The following is a 20966-nucleotide window of genomic DNA, read 5'->3' as shown; positions in this document are numbered from 1 at the left end:
TTCTCGTCTGGTAGGCGGCCCCGATGTCGATCGGGCGCGGTGTCGGTCGTCATACCGTTGACATCTTCCAACAGATTGGGGACCACGTATGCAGTACTGCCTGCTCATGCACTATCAGGACGGCGGCGAGATCGGGTTGTCCGACGAAGACATGGCACCCGCGCGGGCGGCATTCGCTCAATACGCCGACGACCTGGACGCGGCGGGCGTCCTGATCGGCACACAGGTGCTGGAATCAGCTGCCGTGTCCACCACGTTCACGGCGCGCAACGGAGCGCCCGAGATTCAGGACGGTCCGTTCGCCGACACCAAGGAACGTCTCGGTGGGGTCTTCGTCATCGAGGTGCCCGATCTGGATGCCGCATTGGAGTGGGCGAAACGATGCCCGGCCGCGGCGTGGGGAACGATCGAAATCCGGCCGGTGGGTGTGACGTATGCGAGCGGAAGGGGCTGGTATCAACCCGAGTGAGGTAGGTGCCCGATTGGGCGCCTTCGTTCGTACCTCCTACGGTCGGCATCTGGCGCTGCTGGCCGCACCCACCGGCGACATTCCGGCGGCCGAGGATGCCATCGCCGACGCGATGGAGCGGGCGCTGACCCGATGGCCGCTGGATGGGATCCCGGCCAATCCAGAGGCCTGGATCCTGACGGTGGCCCGCAATCGGCTGCGGGACCGCTGGAAATCGCATGCCTACCGAATGAGCCGACCGATGCCCGAAACAGATTTCGCGGCAGAAGAATTCAGTGAAGACCTGACCGTCATTCCAGATCGCCGGCTGGAGCTGATGCTGGTGTGCGCGCATCCCGCGATCGCCGCGAACTGCCGAACACCGTTGATGCTGCAGACGGTGCTCGGCGTCGACGCTGCCGCTATCGGGCGCGCATTCTCAGTACCGGCTCCCACGATGGCGCAACGACTGGTGCGCGCCAAGCGCCGAATTCGGGACGCGGCGATCCCGTTCGCGATGCCGGGACGTGCGGATCTCGACGTCCGTTTGCCCGCCGTTCTGGAGGCGGTCTACGGCGCCTTCGCGATCGATTGGCAGCTGGAGCCGGAGGGCGACCCGATCGAGTCTTTGGCGGCCGAAGCGCTGCATCTCGCACTGGTCCTGGTCGAGCTGCTACCCGGTGATCCCGAGGTGCTCGGGTTGGCCGCACTGATGTACCTGTCGGAAGCCCGTCGAGCCGCGCGGCGCACCGGTGACGGCGAGTTCGTACCGCTGGACGAGCAGGACAGCAGGTTGTGGGATCGGACGCTGATCGCGCGCGGCGAAGACTTGCTGCATCGCGCCTACGACGTGGGTCGCCCGGGCCGCTACCAATATGAGGCGGCGATCCAGTCGGCGCACTGCGCCCGCGCCGGGGACGGCAGCGTGGACAAGGTTGCGCTGCGAACGCTGCATCGCGCACTGTTTCGGCTCGCGCCGTCGCTGGGCGCTGCGGTCGCCCTGGCGGTGATCGATGCCGAAATCGAAGGGCCGCAGGCGGGGCTGCGGGCTCTGGACGCCATGACCGCCACCGACAGCTTTCAGCCGGCCTGGACCGCCCGCGCCCACCTGCTGACGTCCGCCGGCGAAGTCGAGGCCGCGGCGCAGGCGTACCGTCGGGCCATCGAGCTCACCACAGATGCCGGCGTCGTCAGGTATCTGGCCCGACGGCTCGACGCGCTGGCTGACGATCAGGTGTGAATGATTTCTCTTCCAGCCCGGGACCGCCGCTTTGTTATACCGACGTCCCGGGTCGACCACCGACGTATTCCCGGGGTGTGGCGCCGAACCGGGTACGGAATTCCTTGATGAAGTGCGAGGCGCTGGTGTAGCCGACCTGATGCGCGACGTCGGCGACGCCGACGTGTCGGTCCAGGATCAGCTCCCGCGCCCGGTTCAGTCGTACTTCCTTGACGTACTGGTACGGTGACGAACCCGTCAGCTCCCGAAACGCCCGAGTGAACGCCGACGGGCTCAGCCCCACCTGGGCGGCCAGGGTGGTGACCGTGATCGGTTCGCTCAGATGCGAATTGATGTAAGTCAGTGCCGCACCGATGGGATTGCCCGCCGCGTGCTGCGCGGCGAAGTGCAGCAGGCGCGCGAATTGTTCACGTTGCAGCACCCGGTAGACCAATTCACCCAGATAGAGCGGCGCCAGGACGCGCCGATCGACATCGGTGCCCAGCGACCGCACGAATCTCAGCACGGAACTCATCACCTCGTCGTCGAGCGCGGAGACCATGCAGCTGTCCGCGAGTTCGCGTACCGACGCCGGTTCGACGCGATTGCGGCCCGGCATCTTCTCGGAGATGCTGCGCACCGTGGAAGGATCGATCTCCAACACGAGGCACAGGCAAGGATGGTGCGGTGATGCCTCGAGAACCTCGCTCTGGAACTCCAGATCGCCGTTGATGACGAGGTAGTTGAACTGGTCGTAGACGTGGCGTCTGCCCTTCTCCGTCACCGCCTTGCGGCCCTGGGCGACGATCCCGATGGAGAGCCCCTGGATCTCCTGCCATTCGGGTTGCGTTGGCCGGCTGAAGCGGTAGATCGTCAGCCCCGGCCACAGCCCGGCGTTCGGGCCGTCGTGGACTGCGCGGGCGGTCAGTTCGGCGACGAGTTCACTCGATGTCGAGCGCCGCTCGACGTACTCGGTGGCGGTCAGATCGGCACCTCCTCGAGCAGCAGCAGCGACGAGTTGGGAATTGCTTTGTAGAAAAAGGTATCTGACCGTGTGATCACCCGCTGGGTCCGTGGGTCGCCGTCGTCTCGGAATGAGACAGGCATCGAGCAGGAATCTGCTACCGCGACAGTCGTCGGTCCGGTTTGCTGTGACTATCGGGCACGCATCATCTTCCCCATGCTTCAGCGATCGAAGGAAAAATCATGAAAATGAGGGCAGCGCGCATGCACGGCTACAACCGGCCTCTCGAGATCGATGAAGTTCCGGTGCCCGACGTGGGGCGCAACCAGGTACTGATCAAGGTTGCCGCGACCGGCATGTGCCGCAGCGACTATCAGCTGGTGGACGGCTATTTCCGGGACGGCCTTCCCGTCGAATTCCCCTTCATCCCGGGACACGAAGTGTCCGGCACCGTCACCGAGGTGGGTCCCGACGTTCCGGAGTCGGCCGGCATCGCCGAAGGAGATCTCGTCGTTGTCGACCCGAACTGGGGCGACGGTACCTGCCGGCAATGCCATGAGGGCAACCAACAACTCTGTGCCAATGGACAACTCGTCGGTTTCGGGCCCAACGGCGGTTTCGCCGAATACATGGTCGCCCCGTACGACCACGTCATTTCCTTTGGTGACCAACCGGATCAAGAGCCCCGGTGCCTTGCCCCGCTGACCGACGCCGGTCTGACCCCCTACCGCGGCATGAAGAAGTTGCGCGACGCGGGCAAGCTCGGCGCCGGACGCACCGTCGTGGTCAACGGCATCGGCGGGCTCGGCAGCTACGGCGTGCAGTACGCACGACTTCTCGGCGCCGGTGCCACCGTGTTCGGATTTGCCAGAAGTGATGAAAAGCTCGATGTCGCAAGGGAACACGGCGCCGACCACACGATCAACGTGCGGGACAAGTCAACCGAGGACGTCCAGAACGAACTGGCGGACCTGACCGGTCGGCGCACGGTCGATGCGGTGCTGGACTGCGCCGGGTCGCCGGAATCGCTGGGGTTGGCGGCCGCCATCCTGGAAACCGAAGGCGCGCTGTCCCAGGTCGGCCTCATGGGCGAACGCGTCGAACTGCCGTTGTTCCCGTTCGTGAGCGGAGAAAAGTCTTACTTCGGCTCGTTCTGGGGCAACTACAACGACCTCAGAGAGGTGCTGTCGCTGGCCGGCCAGGGTCTGATCAAACATCACGTGGTCCCGGTCGGCCTCGACGACATCAACGACAACCTCGAGGCGCTGGGTCGCGGCGACATCGTGGGCAGGGCAGTGGTTGTGTTCGACTGACCAGTCACCGGGTGTGGCAGACGAACTTGGTGCCGCCGAGGTCGAGCGTCACCTCGCCCTGGTGCTCCCAGTACTCCGAACCTTGACGGCCATATCGGGCGCCGCTGCCTGAGGGCTGCAGGAACAGGATGACGCGTACACCCTTCCAGTCCAGAACCGCCGTCTTCGGATCGAGCTGGTTGTAGAACTGCGCGGTCAACGTGCCGGCATCGGCGGGGCAATCGTAGCCGACCACCGGAGGCGCGACGGTGGCCGGGTCGGCGATGGCCAGCTCCACAAGCCGCGTCTGATAAGCCTCCAGCACGCAGGTTCGCACCTCGACGAGATCGGCGCAGCCGTCGCGGGTCGTCGCGAACGCGCTCTGGGCGGTGGTCAGAGTGGCCTGATCGGCACCCGGTCGTGCCAGCGCCTGTTGGTAAGCCGCCTGCAGGCGACGGTCGAGGTCGCTCAATTGTGGCTCGTCGCAAACCAATTGCTGTGCCTTGTTCGCCGGTTTGGCGCAGTCGAACGTCATCGCCGGGGCGGCGGGCTGGGTGGTGGTCGAAGATGAAGGGGTACTCGAAGACGCCGCGGGCCGCGACGAGCCGGACCCGCCGCCGTCGCAGGCGCTGACAAGCAGTACGGCCAGGATGGCGACCAGCAGTCTCATACCTGCTGACTACCGGCTCCTGGACGGGAGCGGTGCCGCGACACGCCGTGGACGGCGGGCATACTTTCGCCGCCGCTGTTGGGTTGGGCGGCGCTGTCGTTGGCCAGGGGCCGCAAAGTGCCGGGCGTGGCGGCGTGTTGTTGGCGACATGCGGGCGCTCGCCGGGGTGGGGGTGGGTTGGGCGGCGCTGTCGTTGGCCAGGGGCCGCAAAGTGTCGGGCGTGGCGGCGTGTTGTTGGCGACATGCGGGCGCTCGCCGGGGTGGGGGTGGGTTGGGCGGCGCTGTCGTTGGCGAGGGGCCGCAAAGTGTCGGGTGTGGCGGCGTGTTGTTGGCGACATGCGGGCGCTCGCCGGGGTGGGCAGCCCGGCGCAGGGCGGCGCGTCATCTTGTCCTGAGCTGTGTATCTATTCACCGGCCGATGTCCTAGGTTGGCTTCATGACCGTCCGTCACACCTTCCACACCGCCATCAGGAGCAACTGTCGATGAATCTCGGTGACCTCACCCATCTGGTCGAAAAGCCTTTCGCGGCGATGTCGAACATGATCAACACGCCGAACTCCGCGGGTCGGTACCGGCCTTTTTACCTGAGGAATCTGCTCGACGCCGTGCAGGGCCGCAAGCTCAGCGACGCGGTCCAGGGCAGGGTGGTGCTCATCACGGGCGGGTCGTCAGGCATCGGCGAAGCCGCTGCTCACAAGATCGCCGAGGCGGGCGGCACGGTGGTGCTCATCGCGCGCACCCTGGAAAACCTCGAGAAGGTTGCCGACGACATCCGAGCCAACGGCGGCACCGCACACGTGTACCCGTGCGATCTGTCCGACACCGACGCGATTGCCGCGATGGCCGACAAGGTGCTCGAGGACCTCGGTGGGGTCGACATCCTGATCAACAACGCGGGCCGCTCGATCCGGCGTTCGCTGGCGCTGTCCTACGACCGGATCCACGACTACCAACGCACTATTCAGCTGAATTACCTGGGCGCGGTCCAGCTGATCCTCAAGTTCATCCCCGGTATGCGCGAACGCGGCTTCGGGCACATCGTCAACGTGTCCTCGGTCGGCGTGCAGACCCGAGCGCCGCGGTTCGGCGCATACATCGCCAGCAAGGCCGCGCTGGACAGCCTGTGCGACGCGCTGCAGGCGGAGACCGTGAGCGACAACGTCCGGTTCACCACCGTGCACATGGCGCTGGTCCGCACGCCGATGATCAGCCCCACGACGATGTACGACCATTTCCCGACGCTGACGCCCGATCAGGCGGCCGGGGTGATCACCGACGCGCTGATCCACCGGCCCCGGCGGGCGAGTTCGCCGTTCGGCCAGTTCGCCGCGGTCGCCGACGCCGTCAACCCGGCGGTGATGGATCGCGTGCGTAACCGCGCATTCGGCATGTTCGACGACTCCTCGGCCGCAAAGGGCAGTGAAAAGCCAAGCGGGGAAACAGATCTCGACAAGCGGAGCGAGACCTTCCTGCAGGCGACCCGAGGGATCCACTGGTGAGTCTCCCTAAACCAACCGGGCAGACCACGGTCGTCATCACGGGCGCCTCGTCGGGAATCGGTACCGAACTCGCGAAAGGCCTTGCGCGGCGAGGGTATCCGCTGATGCTGGTGGCCCGGCGCCGCGAGCGCCTCGACGACCTGGCCGACCGGTTGCGGGACAGCGACAAGATCGCAGTCGAGGTGCTGCCGCTGGACCTTTCGGCCGCCGAATCGCGGGCCGAGCTCGCGCAGCGGCTGAGCACCGACCCGATTGCCGGATTGTGCAACAGCGCGGGATTCGGCACCAGCGGGCGCTTCTATGAACTACCGGCCGAACGCGAGAGCGAGGAGGTCACCCTCAACGCACTCGCGTTGATGGAGCTCACCCGAGCCGTGCTGCCCGGCATGGTGGAGCGGGGTGCCGGCGCCGTGCTGAACATCGCGTCGATCGCCGGGTTCCAGCCGCTTCCGTACATGGCGGTGTATTCGGCCAGCAAGGCGTTCGTGCTGACCTTCTCCGAGGCGGTTCAGGAGGAGTTGCACGGGACGGGAGTGTCGGTCACGGCGCTGTGTCCCGGGCCGGTTCCCACCGAGTGGGCCGAGATCGCCAGTGCCGAGCGGTTCAGCGTCCCGCTCGCGCAGGTCTCGCCGGAGGAGGTCGCCGAACAGGCAATCCGGGGCATGCTGTCGGGCAAGCGTGGCGTGGTACCGGGATTGGTGCCCAAGGTCGCCAGCACCAGCGGCCGGCTGTTACCGCGCAGTGTGCTGCTGCCGGCGATCCGGATCGGAAACAAGCTGCGCGGCGGTCCCAGCCACTGATCCTGCTTCGGGCGGGCTACTTCTCCGGGACGACCTTGAGCACCTGACCCGGTTGCACCGTCTTGTCTGATTGGTTGGCAACCGCGCCGGTCAGTACGTAGAGATTGTCGGCCGAGTCGACAGCAACACCGTGCGAGCTTGCGGGAATCGGTAGCGAGATGGCACTGCCGCCGCCAGCCGGCAATTCGAAGAACCGTCTGCCGAAACCGTCGGCGACGAAGGTGTTGCCCGCGCTGTCGAGAGCGATCTGGCGAGGCTCCAAGATATCGGGAATGGGCAACGCGGTGGCAGAGGTGGCGCCCGGGGCCAGTTTCAACACCTTGCCGTGGCCGGTGTTTTCGATGCCGGAACTGACGTACACGTTGCCGGCTTTATCCACCGCAATGCCTTTGGGCACGTAGAGGCCACTGAATGACAGGTCAGTCGGCCGGTTTTCGCCGCGGGCGAGTTTCTTCACCCCGTATTTGAGTTTGAGGTCGGACGACATGATGCCGCCGACCGCATAGACGTTGCCCGCCGCATCGAAGGTGATGGCATCGATCCGCGAGAAGCCGCGGAACTGCAACCGCATCGGGCTGGTTTTGCCGGCCTCCAGGAACCAGACCTGGCTGCCCTCGCTGTAATAGATGTTGCCGGCCTGGTCGACCGCCAGGTCCGTTGCCGAGCGCACATTGACACCCGGAATATCAAGGGGGACAGCGTCCCCGGCGCCGGGCGCCAGCTTGAACAGCATCGTTGGCAAGGAATCGAATGACCCCTCGCTTATCAGCGAAGCCAGCGCGTACACGTTGCCGGCCCCGTCGACGCCAACGCTTTTGGTCGCGCCCAGCGCGGGAAACGGCAGTGCGGTGGGCAGCGCGGTATAGCTGCGCTTGGCCGGGGTGGTCGTCGTGGTCGGCGCTGCCGACATGGATTTGCCCGGGCGGTGAACGAGTTTGGGAATCGCGAAGGCGGCCGCCACCACCGCCACCACGATCGCCACGACCGCAATCGCCGGGCCCAGCCGCCGTCGTCGTGGCCGCGGCGGCCGCAGCACCACCGGATGCGTGTGCGGGTAGGACACCGTACGTCCGGTATTCCATTGTGGCGGTGAGGGGTTGGTTGGCGTCGGGGGCAGCTGGACCGTCTGCGTGGTCGCCGCCGCGAGGGCACCTTGGGCAGCTTCGGCCAATTCGGCGGCGCTGCGGTAGCGGTCATCGGGATTGTCGGCCAGACCCCTGGCAATGACGGCGTCCAGGCCGGCCGGGATGCCCGGCCGCTGTCGGCTCGGCGGTGGTGCCGCAGCGTCCGGCGGGCGCCCGGTGAGGCACTCGTACAGGACCGCGGCCAACGCGGTGATGTCGGCGCGGTAGCGGGCTTCGGTGTCGGTGACCAGTGCGCGGGTGCGCTCCGTGGACGGAGTGGCGCCGGTTGCATCCGCGAGATATGCCGACCCGCCGTCGCCCAGCAGGATGGTGGCGGTGGTGACGTCGCGGTGGACGGTCTTTGAAGCATGGCTGTCGTCGATGACCGCGGCGATGCGACGTACCACCTCGACGGCATGACCCGGATTCAGGGGGCCGTGTTGGGCCAATTGGGTTCTCAGGTCACTCATCAACCGGCCCCCACCTTGAGCAGTCGATTGTTCTCAGTCAGGTAGACGTTGCCCGCCGCGTCGACAGCTATGCCGCCGAAAGACTGGTTCTCGGGCACGGTGGGTGTTGTCGACGTCGTGGCGCCGGCGGGGAGCTTCAGTAGTTTGCCCAGGTTGTCGGAGTTGTCGATCACATAGACGGTCGACTTGGCGTCGACGGCAATGCCTTGTGCCCGGCCGAGCTGAGAGAAGGGCAGCTGCGTGGGACTGGTTGCGCCGGGTGCCAATTTCAGGACGCGGCCCATCTGTAGGCCATAGACGTTGCCGGCGCCGTCCAGCGCGACGCTCTCGAACAAGCCGGCCCCGAACGGAAGCACCGTGGGGGCAGGCGCATCGACCGCGAGCCGAAGCACCTGGTCCCGCGCGCTGACGTACACGTTGCCTGCGCCGTCGACTGCCATACCCGAGGGAAGAATCGTCCCGAAGGGCAGTTCGACGGGTGAGGTGGCGCCGGGAGGGAGTTTCCACACCTGGCCCGTACCGGCAGTGGACCAATCGGTGATGTAGAGGTTGCCGGCGGAGTCCACAGCCACGGCCTTGGGCTTGGTGAGCCCGCGAATCGGGATCGCGGTGGGGGCATTCGTGTTCGCGGCGAGCCTGAACACCTCCTTGGTGCCCGTGTCGACGACGAATACGTTGCCGGCGCCGTCGACTGTCACTCCGCTCAGATCGCCGTATCCGATTGTCGTCAACGGGGTGGCGTTGAGGGGTGGTGCGGCGTTGGCGATCGAGGCGGTCGGCGTAGCCGGGCCGGTCGTGGTGCTGCGGGAGGGTGGAGATGAGTCCGGTGTGCCCGAGACCGCCACCCCGACGGCGGTGATGACGGCAATGGCGCCCAGGGCCGCGACGATGACCGCGACGCGGCGGCCGGACTTTCGCTGGACGGGCGGGGGCCGCTGCACGGTCGGCGCCGCGGTCGGTGCCGGCGGGCTCCAGGGTTGCGTCGGCGGGGCGGCCTGGGGCGTCCACGACGGGTTGGGCACCGGTGTGCCCAGGGCGCGCTGGGCGGCGGCACCGAGTTCGCCGGCGCTCCGGTAGCGACGCTCGGGTTCCTTGGCCATGCCGCGCGCGATCACCTCGTCGAAACCGACCGGAATCCCAGGCCGTTGCTGACTGGGACGCGGCGGCGGCGAGGTCAGGTGGGCGGCGACCAATGCCGGTATCTCGGTGCGGTTTTCGAAGGGCGAGGCTCCGGTCAGGCATTCGTGGAGCACACAGGCCAGTGCGTAGATGTCGGCGCCGGGTGTGACCTCTCCGGAGGCAAGACGCTCCGGAGCCAGATAGGCGAACGAACCGATGGTGGTGCCTTCGCTGGTGAGTTTGGTATCGGTGGCGGCGTTGGCCAACCCGAAGTCGACCAGGCAGGCGAAATCGTCTTTGCCGAGCAGGATATTGGCCGGTTTGACGTCCCGATGGATCACCGTTTCGGCGTGGGCGGCATCCAGCGCGGCCGCGATCTGACGCACGATGTTCACCGAACGCGCCGGACCGAGCGCGCCGTCCCGCTCCAGCGTGCTCTGCAGGTCGGTGCCATCGATGAGCCGCATGTCGATATAGAGCTGCCCGTCGATCTCGCCGCAGCCGTGAATGGGTACCACATGAGGGTCGTGCAGCCGCCCGGCAGTACGGGCCTCCCGGAACAGCCGTTCCCGGAATGCAGGATTGTGAGAGTAGCTGCTGGACAACAGCTTCAGAGCCACCACTCGGTGCATCACGGTGTCTTCGGCCTCGTAGACTTCGCCGAACCCGCCGGTGCCGAGCAGTCGCCGCAACAGGTAAGGCCCGAAGCGGGTGCCGACGCGCGAGCGCGATGAGTGTCGGATCGTGGGATCGTCGGTCATCGGGGCGGTCCCAGTTCCAGCACCTTGCCGGTCGCGCAGTCGTCTGTGCGATGGCAGTCGACGACAAACAGATCGCCGTCCTTATCCACCGCGATCCCGAGCGGGTAGTTGAGTCCCGGGAAGGCGAGGCGGGTGGCGCTGGTGGCGCCGGCGGCCAATCTGAAAATCCCGTGCCCCTCCAGATCGGAGACGTACACGTTCCCACCCGGGTCCACCGCCACACCGTAGGGCGCTTGGAGGCCGGCGAATGGCAACTCGGTGGGAGTTGCAGCGCCAACGGGCAGCTTGAGCACGCGGCGGTCGTCGCTGTCGGCGATGTAGAGGTTGCCGTCCTTGTCCACTGCGACGCCCCCCGGCCCGCTCATCGGAACGGTGGGCATCAGTTGGATCGCGCTGGTTGCCCCCGGGGCCAGCTTCAGCACCTGTTTGAGCGCGTTGTCGGTCAGGTAGACGCTGCCGTCTTTGCCGACCGCCAGACCCGCCGGCCTGCCGACGTGGCCGAACGGCAGCAGGATCGGGCCGCGGGCGCCCGGGGCGAGTTTCCATACGCCGGGCGCGTGAATGTCGGCGAGGTAGACGTTGCCGTCGTTGTCCGCCGCCACGTCCAGGCCGTAGACCTCCCCGAATGCCAATTCGGTGGGAGCGGACTGCGCGGCAGGCAGTTTCAGCACGCGGCCTTCCGGGGAGTGGTTGGTCAACTCGGCGACGTAGACGTTGCCGGCTTCATCGACTGCCACTCCGCGCGGTTTCACCAGGTTGGGGAACTTCAGCACGGTCGGCACCGTCGAGGACGGCCTCGGTGTGCTGGCGGCCGCGGGGCGCGCGCCGTCGTGTCGGTGCACGATCGCGACAATCCCGACGGTGATCGCGACGGCCACCAGGGCGATGGCGGCCACCACGTACACAACGCGATGGCGGCGCTTGCGGTCGGGCGGCTGGGCCCACGGCGGTCGGGGCGCGGACGGCGGGGGGAGAGGTGGCGGCACATGCGGGATCGGCGGCGCCGGTGCCTCGATGCCCCATTCGCGGGTTGCAGCGGCGGGGTTCAGCGCGTTCTCGGCGGCCTGGGCCAGTTCGCCGGCACTGCGGTAGCGCGCGTCGGGATTCTTCGCCATGCCTCGTGCAATGACGTCGTCCAGCGCGGCCGGGATCCCGGGGCGCTGCTGGCTGGGTCGCGGGATGGGCGCGGTCAGGTGCGCGGTCATAAGGGCGGAAAGGTCACGGTGCTCCTCGTACGGCGCCTTGCCGGTGAGCAGCTCGTAGAGAACGCAGGCGAGCGCGTACACATCGCAGCGGTGGTCCACGGGCGCTTCCGAAAGTCGTTCCGGAGCAACGTAATCGAAGGTGCCGACGGCCTTCCCGGTCTTGGTGAGGCGGGCGTCACCGGCCGCGCTGGCCAGACCGAAGTCGACCAGGCTGGCGAAGTCGTCACCGGACAGCAGGATGTTTGCCGGTTTGACGTCGCGGTGCAGCACGGTCTCGGCGTGCGCGGCATCCAGGGCGGCGGCGACCTGGCGGATCAGCTTCACCGCGCGGGTCGGGTCGAGCGGCCCGTCCCGCTTGAGCAGGGTCTCCAAATCCACGCCCCGGACCAGCCGCATGTCGATGTAGACCTGGCCTTCGATCTCCCCACAGCTGTGAATCGGCAGCACGTGAGGCTCGCGAAGACGTCCGGCGGTACGGGCCTCCCGGAAAAGACGCTCGCGGAAGACCGGATCCTGCGAGTAGGTGTTGCTCAGCAACTTGAGCGCGACGACACGGTTCATGGCGGTGTCCTCGGCTTCGTAGACCTCGCCGAACCCACCGCTACCCAACAGTCGGATCAACCGATACGGCCCGAACTGCGAACCCGCCCGATCCTCGACCACTCGCCCCTCCTCTGTTGCTGAGCGTAACGGGAGCGCGAACCATGCCGCGGCGGCCGGGAGCATTGTTCGGGCCCGCGGCGGCCGGCTGCGCCGGCCTTGCGACCCTCGCGGGGTGCATGGCTCGGGCCCGCGGCGGCCGGCTGCGCCGGCCTTGCGACCCTCGCGGGGTGCATGGCTCGGGCCCGCGGCGGCCGGCTGCGCCGGCCTTGCGACCCTCGCGGGGTGCATGGCTCGGGCCCGCGGCGGCCGGCTGCGCCGGCCTTGCGACCCTCGCTAGGCTCACCCGATGGCTTCCGTTGAGTTGACCTCAAACGTCCCGATGGCCCCGCAGGACATGTGGGAGCGGGTGTCGGATCTCTCTGAGTTGGGCGAATGGCTCGTCATGCACGAGGGATGGCGCAGCGACATTCCCGACGAGATCACCGTGGGAACCGAGATCATCGGCGTGGCGCGATCGAAGGGGTTGCGCAACCGGGTGACGTGGACCGTGACCAGATGGGACCCGCCCCACGAGGTCGCCATGTCAGGGTCGGGCAAAGGCGGAGCAAAGTACGGCGTGACTGTCACCGTCGCGCCCCACGAGGACGGTTCGACCATGGGTCTGCGCCTTGAGCTGGGCGGGCGTGCCTTGTTCGGCCCGGTCGGCTCGGCCGCGGCCCGGGCGGTCAAAGGCGACGTAGAAAAGTCGCTGCAATTGTTCGTCGAGCGCTACGCCTGAACGCCTTCGAGACACACTTCGCGACACGCCCGAAAGACGTCGGTGCCCAGTCATAGACTGGCTGCCCTATGAACCAATCGTCGTTCGTGCACCTGCACAACCACACCGAGTACTCGATGCTCGACGGTGCCGCGAAGATCTCGCCGATGCTGGCCGAGGCGCAACGGTTGGAGATGCCCGCAATCGGCATGACCGACCACGGAAACATGTTCGGCGCCAGCGAGTTCTACAACTCAGCCACCAAGGTCGGCATCAAGCCGATCATCGGCGTCGAGGCGTATATCGCTCCCGGCTCGCGATTCGATACCCGTCGCATTACCTGGGGTGATCCCAGCCAGAAGTCCGACGACGTGTCGGGCAGCGGCTCCTACACACACATGACGATGATGGCCGAGAACGCGACCGGCCTGCGCAACCTGTTCAAGCTGTCCTCGCTGGCTTCTTTCGAAGGCCAGCTCGGCAAGTGGTCGCGCATGGACGCCGAGCTCATCGCCGAACACGCCGAGGGCATCATCGCCACCACCGGGTGCCCGTCGGGGGAGGTGCAGACGCGGCTGCGACTGGGTCACGAGCGCGAGGCGCTGGAGGCGGCCGCTAAGTGGCGGGACATCTTCGGCGCCGAGAACTTCTTCCTCGAGCTGATGGACCACGGCATCTCGATCGAAACCCGGGTGCGCGAGGGCCTGCTCGAAATCGGCCGCAAACTCAGCATCCCGCCGCTGGCCACCAACGACTGTCACTACGTGACCCGCGACGCATCCCATAACCACGAGGCGCTGCTGTGCGTGCAGACCGGCAAGACGCTCTCGGACCCCAACCGGTTCAAGTTCGACGGCGACGGCTACTACCTGAAGTCGGCCGCCGAGATGCGTCAGCTCTGGGACAGCCAGGTTCCCGGAGCGTGCGACTCCACCCTGCTGATCGGCGAGCGGGTCCAGTCCTACGCCGACGTGTGGACCCCGCGCGACCGGATGCCCATCTTCCCGGTGCCCGACGGGCACGACCAGGGGTCGTGGCTGCACCACGAGGTGATGGCGGGTTTGGCGCGGCGCTTTCCCGACGGCGTCGGCCAGGACTACATCGACCGTGCCGAGTACGAGATCAAGGTCATCTGCGACAAAGGTTTTCCGGCGTACTTCCTGATCGTGGCCGACCTCATCAATCACGCGCGCTCGATCGACATCCGGGTGGGGCCGGGGCGTGGTTCGGCAGCGGGCTCGCTGGTGGCCTACGCGATGGGAATCACCAACATCGACCCCATCCCACACGGTCTGCTGTTCGAGCGCTTCCTCAACCCGGAGCGCCCGTCGGCCCCGGATATCGACATCGACTTCGATGACCGTCGTCGCGGCGAGATGGTGCGCTACGCCGCCGACAAGTGGGGGCAGGACAGGGTTGCTCAGGTCATCACCTTCGGCACCATCAAAACCAAAGCGGCGCTGAAGGACTCGGCGCGCATCCACTACGGCCAGCCTGGCTTCGCGATCGCCGACCGGATCACCAAGGCGTTGCCGCCGCCCATCATGGCCAAGGACATTCCGTTGTCCGGCATCACCGACCCGGCCCACGAGCGGTACAAGGAGGCCGCGGAGGTGCGCGGCCTGATCGAGACCGATCCCGACGTGCGCACCATCTACCAGACGGCGCGGGGCCTGGAAGGCCTGATCCGCAACGCCGGTGTGCATGCGTGCGCCGTCATCATGAGTAGCGAGCCGCTGACCGAGGCCATCCCGTTGTGGAGGCGGCCGCAGGACGGCGCCATCATCACCGGCTGGGACTATCCGTCCTGTGAGGCCATCGGCCTGCTGAAGATGGACTTCCTGGGTCTGCGCAACCTGACGATCATCGGCGACGCGCTGGAGAACATCAAGGCCAACCGGGGAATCGACCTCGACCTGGAATCGGTTCCGCTGGACGACAAGCCGACGTATGAGCTGCTCGGCCGGGGTGACACACTAGGGGTTTTCCAGCTCGACGGCGGGCCGATGCGTGATCTGCTGCGCCGCATGCAGCCCACCGAATTCAATGACATCGTCGCCGTGCTGGCGTTGTACCGCCCCGGGCCGATGGGCATGAACGCCCACAACGACTACGCCGATCGCAAGAACGGCCGCCAGGCGATCAAGCCGATCCATCCCGAGCTCGAAGAACCGCTGCGCGAAATCCTCTCCGAGACTTACGGTCTGATCGTCTACCAAGAGCAGATCATGTTCATCGCCCAGAAGGTCGCCTCGTACACGATGGGCAAGGCCGACGCGCTACGCAAGGCCATGGGCAAGAAGAAGCTGGAGGTGCTCGAAGCCGAGTACAAGGGCTTCTACGAAGGGATGACCACCAACGGTTTCTCCGAAAAAGCGGTGAAAGCGTTGTGGGACACCATTCTTCCGTTCGCCGGCTACGCGTTCAACAAGTCGCACGCTGCCGGGTACGGCCTGGTCTCGTACTGGACGGCATATCTGAAGGCCAACTATCCGGCTGAGTACATGGCGGGCCTGCTGACTTCGGTCGGTGACGACAAGGACAAGGCCGCGGTCTACCTGGCCGACTGCCGCAAGCTGGGTATCACCGTGCTGCCGCCCGACGTCAACGAGTCGCTGGTGAACTTCGCCTCCGTCGGCAAGGACATCCGCTTCGGTCTGGGCGCGGTGCGTAACGTCGGCGCCAACGTCGTCGGCTCGCTGATCAAGACCCGCAACGAGAAGGGCAAGTTCACCGACTTCTCGGACTATCTGAACAAGATCGACATCTCGGCCTGCAACAAGAAGGTCACCGAGTCGTTGATCAAGGCCGGCGCTTTCGACTCGCTGAAACACGCTCGCAAGGGCCTGTTCCTGGTGCACACTGACGCCGTCGATTCGGTGCTGGGCACCAAGAAGGCCGAGGCGATGGGCCAGTTCGACCTGTTCGGCGGCGATGACGGGTGCACCGAAGCGGTCTTCACCATCAAGGTGCCCGACGACGAGTGGGAAGACAAACACAAACTCGCCCTGGAACGCGAGATGCTGGGTCTCTACGTCTCCGGGCATCCACTCAACGGCGTGGCGCACCTGCTGGCCACACAGGTCGACACCGCGATCCCGGCGATCCTCGACGGCGATGTCGCCAACGAGACCCAGGTGCGGGTGGGTGGCATCCTCGCCTCGGTGAACCGGCGGGTCAACAAGAACGGAATGCCCTGGGCTTCAGCCCAATTGGAAGACCTGACCGGTGGCATCGAGGTGATGTTCTTCCCCCACACGTATTCGAACTACGGGGCCGAGATCGCTGACGACGTGGTCGTGCTGGTCAACGCCAAGGTTGCCATCCGCGATGACCGCATCAGCCTGATCGCCAACGAGCTTGTGGTTCCGGACTTCTCCAACGCCCAGCCGAATCGGCCGTTGGCGGTCAGTCTGCCCACCCGCCAGTGCACCATTGACAAGGTGACCGCCCTCAAGCAGGTGCTGGCTCGCCATCCGGGCACTTCGCAGGTGCATCTGCGACTCATCAGCGGCGACCGGATCACCACGCTGGAACTGGATCAGTCGCTGCGGGTGACGCCGTCGCCGGCGTTGATGGGTGATCTCAAGGAGTTGCTCGGCCCGGGGTGTCTGGGCAGCTGAACCGGCACCAGGCGCCGCGAGTGTGCGGCTTGCTTCACGTTCGGCGTCGAGTGTGCGGCCAGCCTCACACTCGACGCTGGGCTTACAGATCAACCCGGACGATGGCGCTATCAGGCCACACGCCTCGGTCGCGGGCGCGCCGCAGCTTCTCCCGCAGCCCGAGGTCGCGGTGCACATTCGTCACGCCTGGAATCTTCAGTAGCGGCACAATATTCCACTGCCATCCGTAACGCCGGTGCAGCAGTTTGTTGGCGCGCTGTGCGTCGGCGCCGGCCAGGACCGTCGCCCGGCCCGGCACCCAGTCCGTGGCACCCCGACCGCGATAGTCGCAGACGGCAAGTTCGACGTCGGGGCGGGCGCTTAGGCGCTTGGTTTTGGGGCCGACCTTAGTTCGGAACACCACCGCGTCGCCGTCGAAGGCGAACCAGATCGGGGTGTCGGCAGGTGTGGCGTCGCGGCGGAACGACCGCAGTAGTGCGTATCGCGACTTGCTCAAATTTGTGTGCATGGCTCACAGTCAACGACTTAGAGTTAACTCGAAGTCAAGCACCGGGAGGTGTCGATGCGCCTGACCATCGGAGAGGTGTCCCGCCAAGCCGGGGTCGCGGCGACCACGCTGCGCTACTACGAGCAGATCGGGTTGATCGCGGCGCCCGCCCGACAGGGTGGCCAGCGGCGCTACGACGAGTCCGTGCTGGCCCGGCTCGAGGTGATCCGGCTCTGCAAGTCCGCCGGGTTCGCGCTGGAGGAGATTCAGCTGTTGTTCGCCGATGATGTGCCGGGGCGTCCGGCGAGCCAGGCGCTGGCGAAGGCCAAGCTCGCTGAGATCGACGCCCAGATGGCGTCTTTGGCGCGGGCGCGTCAGGTCATCGAATGGGGAATGCGCTGCACCTGTCCGTCAATTGACGCGTGCACGTGCGGCATTCACCAGGCGTTGCCCGCCGCCAAACCCTAGAACCGGTAGCGCAGGATCCGGGCCTTGCGGGCACCGGCCTTGAATTTCCCGGATGCCTTGGTAGCAACCCGGATCCACTTCGGAAAGAGCTCCACCTCGGGAGCGTGCGCCAAGCTGGCCGCCTCGACGAGCGTCAACCGGGGGTTCCACGTCTCGGGTACCCGCGCATCCTTGAAGCCGGCATATCCCCATTGATTCCCGACGCTGCTGAACATTTTCTGCGGTGCCAGCTTTACGGCGAGTCGACTGAACCAGCCAATCCGGCCGTAGTCGTTGAACGCGATTTCACCCGACTCGAAGTACTCGGAAATTCGTCGGAAGACGCCGACAATCACCGACTCGGTCAAGAAAGCGAACAGCCCGTCGGCGATCAATATCGTCGGCCGGTCGGCGGGGATGGCCGCAGGCCAGTCGTGGTCGGCCACCGACGCCGCGACCGAATGCGCGTGTTTGCTGGGTGGCAGCACCCGGTCGCGCAGCGCGATCACGCCCGGCAGGTCGAGGCTGTACCAGTCGACGGTGGCGGGCGGGTTAACCCGCAGCGGACCCGAGTCCACTCCGGCGCCGAGGTCGACGACCACGGCGTCGGGATGCTCGGCGGTGAATGCCCGCACCCGGTCGTCGAGCATCTTGGCGCGCAGCGCCGATTGGCACACCACGCTGGCGGTCACTCCGAGTCCGGCGAAGTCGTAGTCGATCATGCCGACCACCCGGTCGGCCAGCGCATCGCCGAGAATTGGCCGCGCCCAACGACTGTCCAACGCCCGCGCATATTCGGTGAGGAGCGCCGTCTGCTCCAGCGGCGAGAGACTGCTGACGTCAATACCCGCGTTCCGCCCCATAAGCGCCAACGTACGCCTGGTCCTGTGTTCTGTGGGCCGTGAGTTCGGACGTAGGCTCAGCGATGAGAAGCGATCTGGTGCCTTCCTACATGCCAACGGGAGCGGGAAATGAGCCCAACCGAACGTCCGCGAACCATGTGTGAGGACGGCTGGCTGCACACCGGCGACATCTTCGACGTCGACGACGAGGGTTACCTGCGGGTGGTCGACCGCAAGAAGAAGTTGATCATCAACGCGGCCGGAAAGAACATGTCCCCGGCCAATATTGAGAACACCATCGTCGCCGCCTGCCGGATGGTCGGGGTGATGATCACCATCGGCGACGGCCGGCTGTACAACACCGCGCTGATCGTCTTCGACGCCGACTCGGTCGGCCCGTACGCGGCCCAGCGAGGGCTCGATCCCTCCCCGGAAGCCCTGGCGTCGCATCCTGACGTGATCGCGGAGATCGCGGCGGGCGTGGCCGAGGGGAACCGCAAGTTGTCGCGGGTGGAGCAGATCAAGCGGTTTCGCATCCTGCCGGCTTTGTGGGAGCCCGGCGGTGACGAGATCACCCTGACCATGAAGCTCAAACGCAAGCCGATCCACGCCAAGTATGCTGCCGAGATTGAGGAGTTGTACGTGAGTGAACCCGGACCGCACATCCACGAACCACGCGCCTACGAGCCGAGCGCCGCACCGGCGCCGCAGCCGGCATAGGGAGGGGCGATGACGGCACGGGAGGTCGGTCGCAGCGGAGTCCGAAAGCTTTTGCAGCGCACCGGATTAGTTGACGAGTCGACGACGGCGTTAGGCACCGATCCGCAAGCGGTGACCCAGCTGCTGGATGCGGACTGGTTCGGTGAGCGGCTCGAGGCGCTGGCCGAGGAACTCGGGCGCGATCCCGAGAGCGTGCGGGTGGAGGCCGCGGGTTATCTGCGCGAGATTGCGGCGTCGCTGGACGAGCGCGCGGTTCAGGCCTGGCGGGGATTCAGCCGGTGGCTGATGCGGGCGTATGACGTGCTGGTCGACGAGGACCAGATCGCGCAGTTGCGGTCGCTGGACCGCAAGGCGACGCTGGCGTTCGCGTTCTCGCACCGGTCCTATCTGGACGGGATGCTGTTACCCGAGGAGATCGCCGCCAACCGCCTGTCGTCGGCATTCACCTTCGGCGGGGCCAATTTGAACTTCTTCCCGATGGGCGGCTTCGCCAAGCGCACCGGGACGATCTTCATCCGGCGGCAGACCAAGGACATTCCCGTCTACCGGTTCGTGTTGCGCGCCTACACCGCTCAACTGGTGCAGAACCATACCAACCTCACCTGGTCGATCGAGGGCGGGCGCACCCGCACCGGCAAGCTGCGGCCGCCGGTGTTCGGCATCCTGCGCTACCTCACCGATGCCGTCGACGAAATCGACGGGCCCGAAGTGTATTTGGTGCCGACATCGATCGTCTACGACCAGCTGCACGAGGTGGAGGCGATGACCACCGAGGCCTACGGGGCCACCAAACGACCGGAGGACCTGCGGTTCCTGGTCCGGCTGTCCCGGCAGCAGGGGGAGCGGCTGGGCCGGGCTTACCTCGATTTCGGTGAGCCACTTCCGCTGCGCAAACGCCTGGAGGAATTGCGGGCCGACCCGTCGGGAACTGAGACGGTGGTCGAACGCATCGCTTTGGACGTCGAGCACCGCATCAACCGCGCCACCCCGGTGACGCCGACCGCGGTGGTGAGCCTGGCGTTGCTGGGAGCCGACCGCTCGTTGTCCATCAGCGAGGTGCTGTCGACGGTCAGCCCGCTGGCCAGATACATCAACGCCCGTAATTGGGCGGTGGCCGGGGCGGCGGATCTGACGAACCGCTCGACGATCCGCTGGACCCTGCACCAGATGGTGAACTCCGGGGTGGTGAGCGTCTACGACGCCGGCACCGAAGCGGTCTGGGGCATTGGCGCCGAGCAGCATCTGGTCGCGGCGTTCTACCGCAACACCGCCATCCACATCCTGGTCGATCGGGCCATTGCGGAGCTGGCGTTGCTGGCGGCGTCGGAGAGCGCCGAGAGCTCCGGGGACGGCTTCGTGTCCCCGGCGGCCGTCCGGGACGAGGCGCTCGGTCTGCGCGAATTGCTGAAATTCGAGTTCCTGTTCTCGGCGCGCGCCCAGTTCGAGCGGGAGCTCGCCGACGAGGTCAAGCTGATCGGGCCGGTGGAGGACACGTCCAAGGAGGTCATCGCGGCCGACGTCCGGAAACTGCTGGAGTCGGCGGACCTGCTGCTGGCGCATCTGGTGCTGCGGCCGTTCCTGGACGCCTACCACATCGTGGCCGACCGGCTGGCGGCCCTCGAGGACGAGGCGCTGGACGAGGACGCGTTTCTCACCGAGTGTCTTGAGGTGGGCAAGCAGTGGGAACTGCAGCGCCGGATCGCCAACGCCGAGTCACGGTCGATGGAGCTGTTCAAGACCGCGCTGCGGCTCGCCCGGCACCGCGAGCTCGTCGACGGTGCCGACCAGGCCGACATCGCCAAGCGGCGCCGGGAGTTCGCCGACGAGATCGCGACGGCGTCCCGGCGGGTCAATGTGATCGCGGAGCTGGCGCGGCGCCAGGAATAGCAGCTGAGACGCTGCTCCCGGCGGCATG

The 20966-nt window shown here is 66.4% G+C and carries 16 protein-coding genes and 1 pseudogene; 10 read left to right on the top strand and 7 right to left on the bottom strand.

Annotated elements, in window-relative coordinates; genetic code table 11:
* Positions 1-88: 88 nt before the first annotated feature.
* Both ACNQS7_RS05410 and ACNQS7_RS05405 read left to right on the top strand, forming a co-directional pair.
* Complete coding sequence (locus ACNQS7_RS05410; RefSeq protein ID WP_418011750.1) at positions 89-469, top strand: YciI family protein; 381 nt, start codon at positions 89-91, stop codon at positions 467-469.
* Positions 435-1688: an RNA polymerase sigma factor gene (locus tag ACNQS7_RS05405; RefSeq protein WP_418011749.1), complete on the top strand. Its 1254-nt coding sequence runs from the start codon at positions 435-437 to the stop codon at positions 1686-1688. The genes ACNQS7_RS05410 and ACNQS7_RS05405 overlap by 35 nt, the downstream gene beginning before the upstream one ends.
* A gap of 34 nt (positions 1689-1722) precedes the next feature.
* On the opposite strand, the gene ACNQS7_RS05400 is transcribed toward ACNQS7_RS05405, so the two are convergent.
* Positions 1723-2538, bottom strand: a complete 816-nt coding sequence (locus tag ACNQS7_RS05400; RefSeq protein ID WP_418015890.1) for an AraC family transcriptional regulator N-terminal domain-containing protein — start codon at positions 2536-2538, stop codon at positions 1723-1725.
* 335 nt (positions 2539-2873) lie between these two features.
* Here ACNQS7_RS05400 and ACNQS7_RS05395 point away from each other — a divergent pair, with 335 nt between their 5' ends.
* On the top strand, positions 2874-3944 hold the full coding sequence (locus tag ACNQS7_RS05395) for an NAD(P)-dependent alcohol dehydrogenase (RefSeq protein WP_418011748.1): 1071 nt from the start codon (positions 2874-2876) through the stop codon (positions 3942-3944).
* Between the two features lie 4 nt (positions 3945-3948).
* On the opposite strand, the gene ACNQS7_RS05390 is transcribed toward ACNQS7_RS05395, so the two are convergent.
* Entirely contained in the window at positions 3949-4593 is a 645-nt protein-coding gene (locus ACNQS7_RS05390) for an MliC family protein (RefSeq protein ID WP_418011747.1), read from the bottom strand.
* A gap of 483 nt (positions 4594-5076) precedes the next feature.
* Between ACNQS7_RS05390 and ACNQS7_RS05385 the strand changes: the two genes are divergently transcribed.
* Positions 5077-6093, top strand: a complete 1017-nt coding sequence (locus tag ACNQS7_RS05385) for an SDR family NAD(P)-dependent oxidoreductase (RefSeq protein WP_418011746.1) — start codon at positions 5077-5079, stop codon at positions 6091-6093.
* A complete protein-coding gene (locus ACNQS7_RS05380) occupies positions 6090-6893 on the top strand; it encodes an SDR family NAD(P)-dependent oxidoreductase (protein ID WP_418011745.1) in 804 nt (267 codons plus the stop codon). The genes ACNQS7_RS05385 and ACNQS7_RS05380 overlap by 4 nt, the downstream gene beginning before the upstream one ends.
* Before the next feature lie 16 nt (positions 6894-6909).
* On the opposite strand, the gene ACNQS7_RS05375 is transcribed toward ACNQS7_RS05380, so the two are convergent.
* Genes ACNQS7_RS05375 through ACNQS7_RS05365 form a run of 3 tightly spaced genes read right to left on the bottom strand, consistent with a single transcriptional unit; the run spans position 6910 to position 12235 of the window.
* Positions 6910-8487, bottom strand: a complete 1578-nt coding sequence (locus ACNQS7_RS05375; protein ID WP_418011744.1) for a hypothetical protein — start codon at positions 8485-8487, stop codon at positions 6910-6912.
* Positions 8487-10367: a protein kinase domain-containing protein gene (locus tag ACNQS7_RS05370; RefSeq protein WP_418011743.1), complete on the bottom strand. Its 1881-nt coding sequence runs from the start codon at positions 10365-10367 to the stop codon at positions 8487-8489. Before ACNQS7_RS05370 ends, ACNQS7_RS05375 begins: the two co-directional genes overlap by 1 nt.
* A complete protein-coding gene (locus tag ACNQS7_RS05365) occupies positions 10364-12235 on the bottom strand; it encodes a serine/threonine-protein kinase PknD (RefSeq protein ID WP_418011742.1) in 1872 nt (623 codons plus the stop codon). Before ACNQS7_RS05365 ends, ACNQS7_RS05370 begins: the two co-directional genes overlap by 4 nt.
* A 286-nt stretch (positions 12236-12521) precedes the next feature.
* Here ACNQS7_RS05365 and ACNQS7_RS05360 point away from each other — a divergent pair, with 286 nt between their 5' ends.
* Positions 12522-12953, top strand: a complete 432-nt coding sequence (locus ACNQS7_RS05360) for an SRPBCC family protein (RefSeq protein ID WP_418011741.1) — start codon at positions 12522-12524, stop codon at positions 12951-12953.
* A gap of 68 nt (positions 12954-13021) precedes the next feature.
* Entirely contained in the window at positions 13022-16555 is a 3534-nt protein-coding gene (dnaE, locus tag ACNQS7_RS05355; RefSeq protein ID WP_418011740.1) for a DNA polymerase III subunit alpha, read from the top strand.
* An 82-nt stretch (positions 16556-16637) separates the two neighbouring features.
* On the opposite strand, the gene ACNQS7_RS05350 is transcribed toward dnaE, so the two are convergent.
* Positions 16638-17063, bottom strand: coding sequence for a PPOX class F420-dependent oxidoreductase (locus ACNQS7_RS05350; RefSeq protein ID WP_418011739.1), 426 nt, complete (start codon positions 17061-17063; stop codon positions 16638-16640).
* 54 nt (positions 17064-17117) lie between these two features.
* Between ACNQS7_RS05350 and ACNQS7_RS05345 the strand changes: the two genes are divergently transcribed.
* Entirely contained in the window at positions 17118-17510 is a 393-nt protein-coding gene (locus tag ACNQS7_RS05345) for a MerR family transcriptional regulator (protein ID WP_418011738.1), read from the top strand.
* Here the strand turns inward: ACNQS7_RS05345 and ACNQS7_RS05340 are convergent.
* Positions 17507-18352 carry a class I SAM-dependent methyltransferase gene (locus ACNQS7_RS05340; RefSeq protein ID WP_418011737.1) on the bottom strand — a complete coding sequence of 282 codons (846 nt, stop codon included), beginning with the start codon at positions 18350-18352 and terminating at the stop codon, positions 17507-17509. The two genes, ACNQS7_RS05345 and ACNQS7_RS05340, sit on opposite strands and share 4 nt — an antisense overlap.
* A 141-nt stretch (positions 18353-18493) precedes the next feature.
* Between ACNQS7_RS05340 and ACNQS7_RS05335 the strand changes: the two are divergent.
* A pseudogene (locus ACNQS7_RS05335) lies at positions 18494-19051 on the top strand (long-chain fatty acid--CoA ligase); the annotation flags it as partial.
* Between the two features lie 9 nt (positions 19052-19060).
* Positions 19061-20938, top strand: a complete 1878-nt coding sequence (locus ACNQS7_RS05330) for a lysophospholipid acyltransferase (RefSeq protein ID WP_418011736.1) — start codon at positions 19061-19063, stop codon at positions 20936-20938.
* Positions 20939-20966 lie beyond the last annotated feature (28 nt).

The sequence above is a fragment of the Mycobacterium sp. 23 genome (genome assembly GCF_048287075.1).
Classification (GTDB): domain Bacteria; phylum Actinomycetota; class Actinomycetes; order Mycobacteriales; family Mycobacteriaceae; genus Mycobacterium; species Mycobacterium gordonae_B.
The sequence above is the reverse complement of the archived record's forward strand: the minus strand, read 5'-3'. Positions and strand labels throughout refer to the sequence as shown.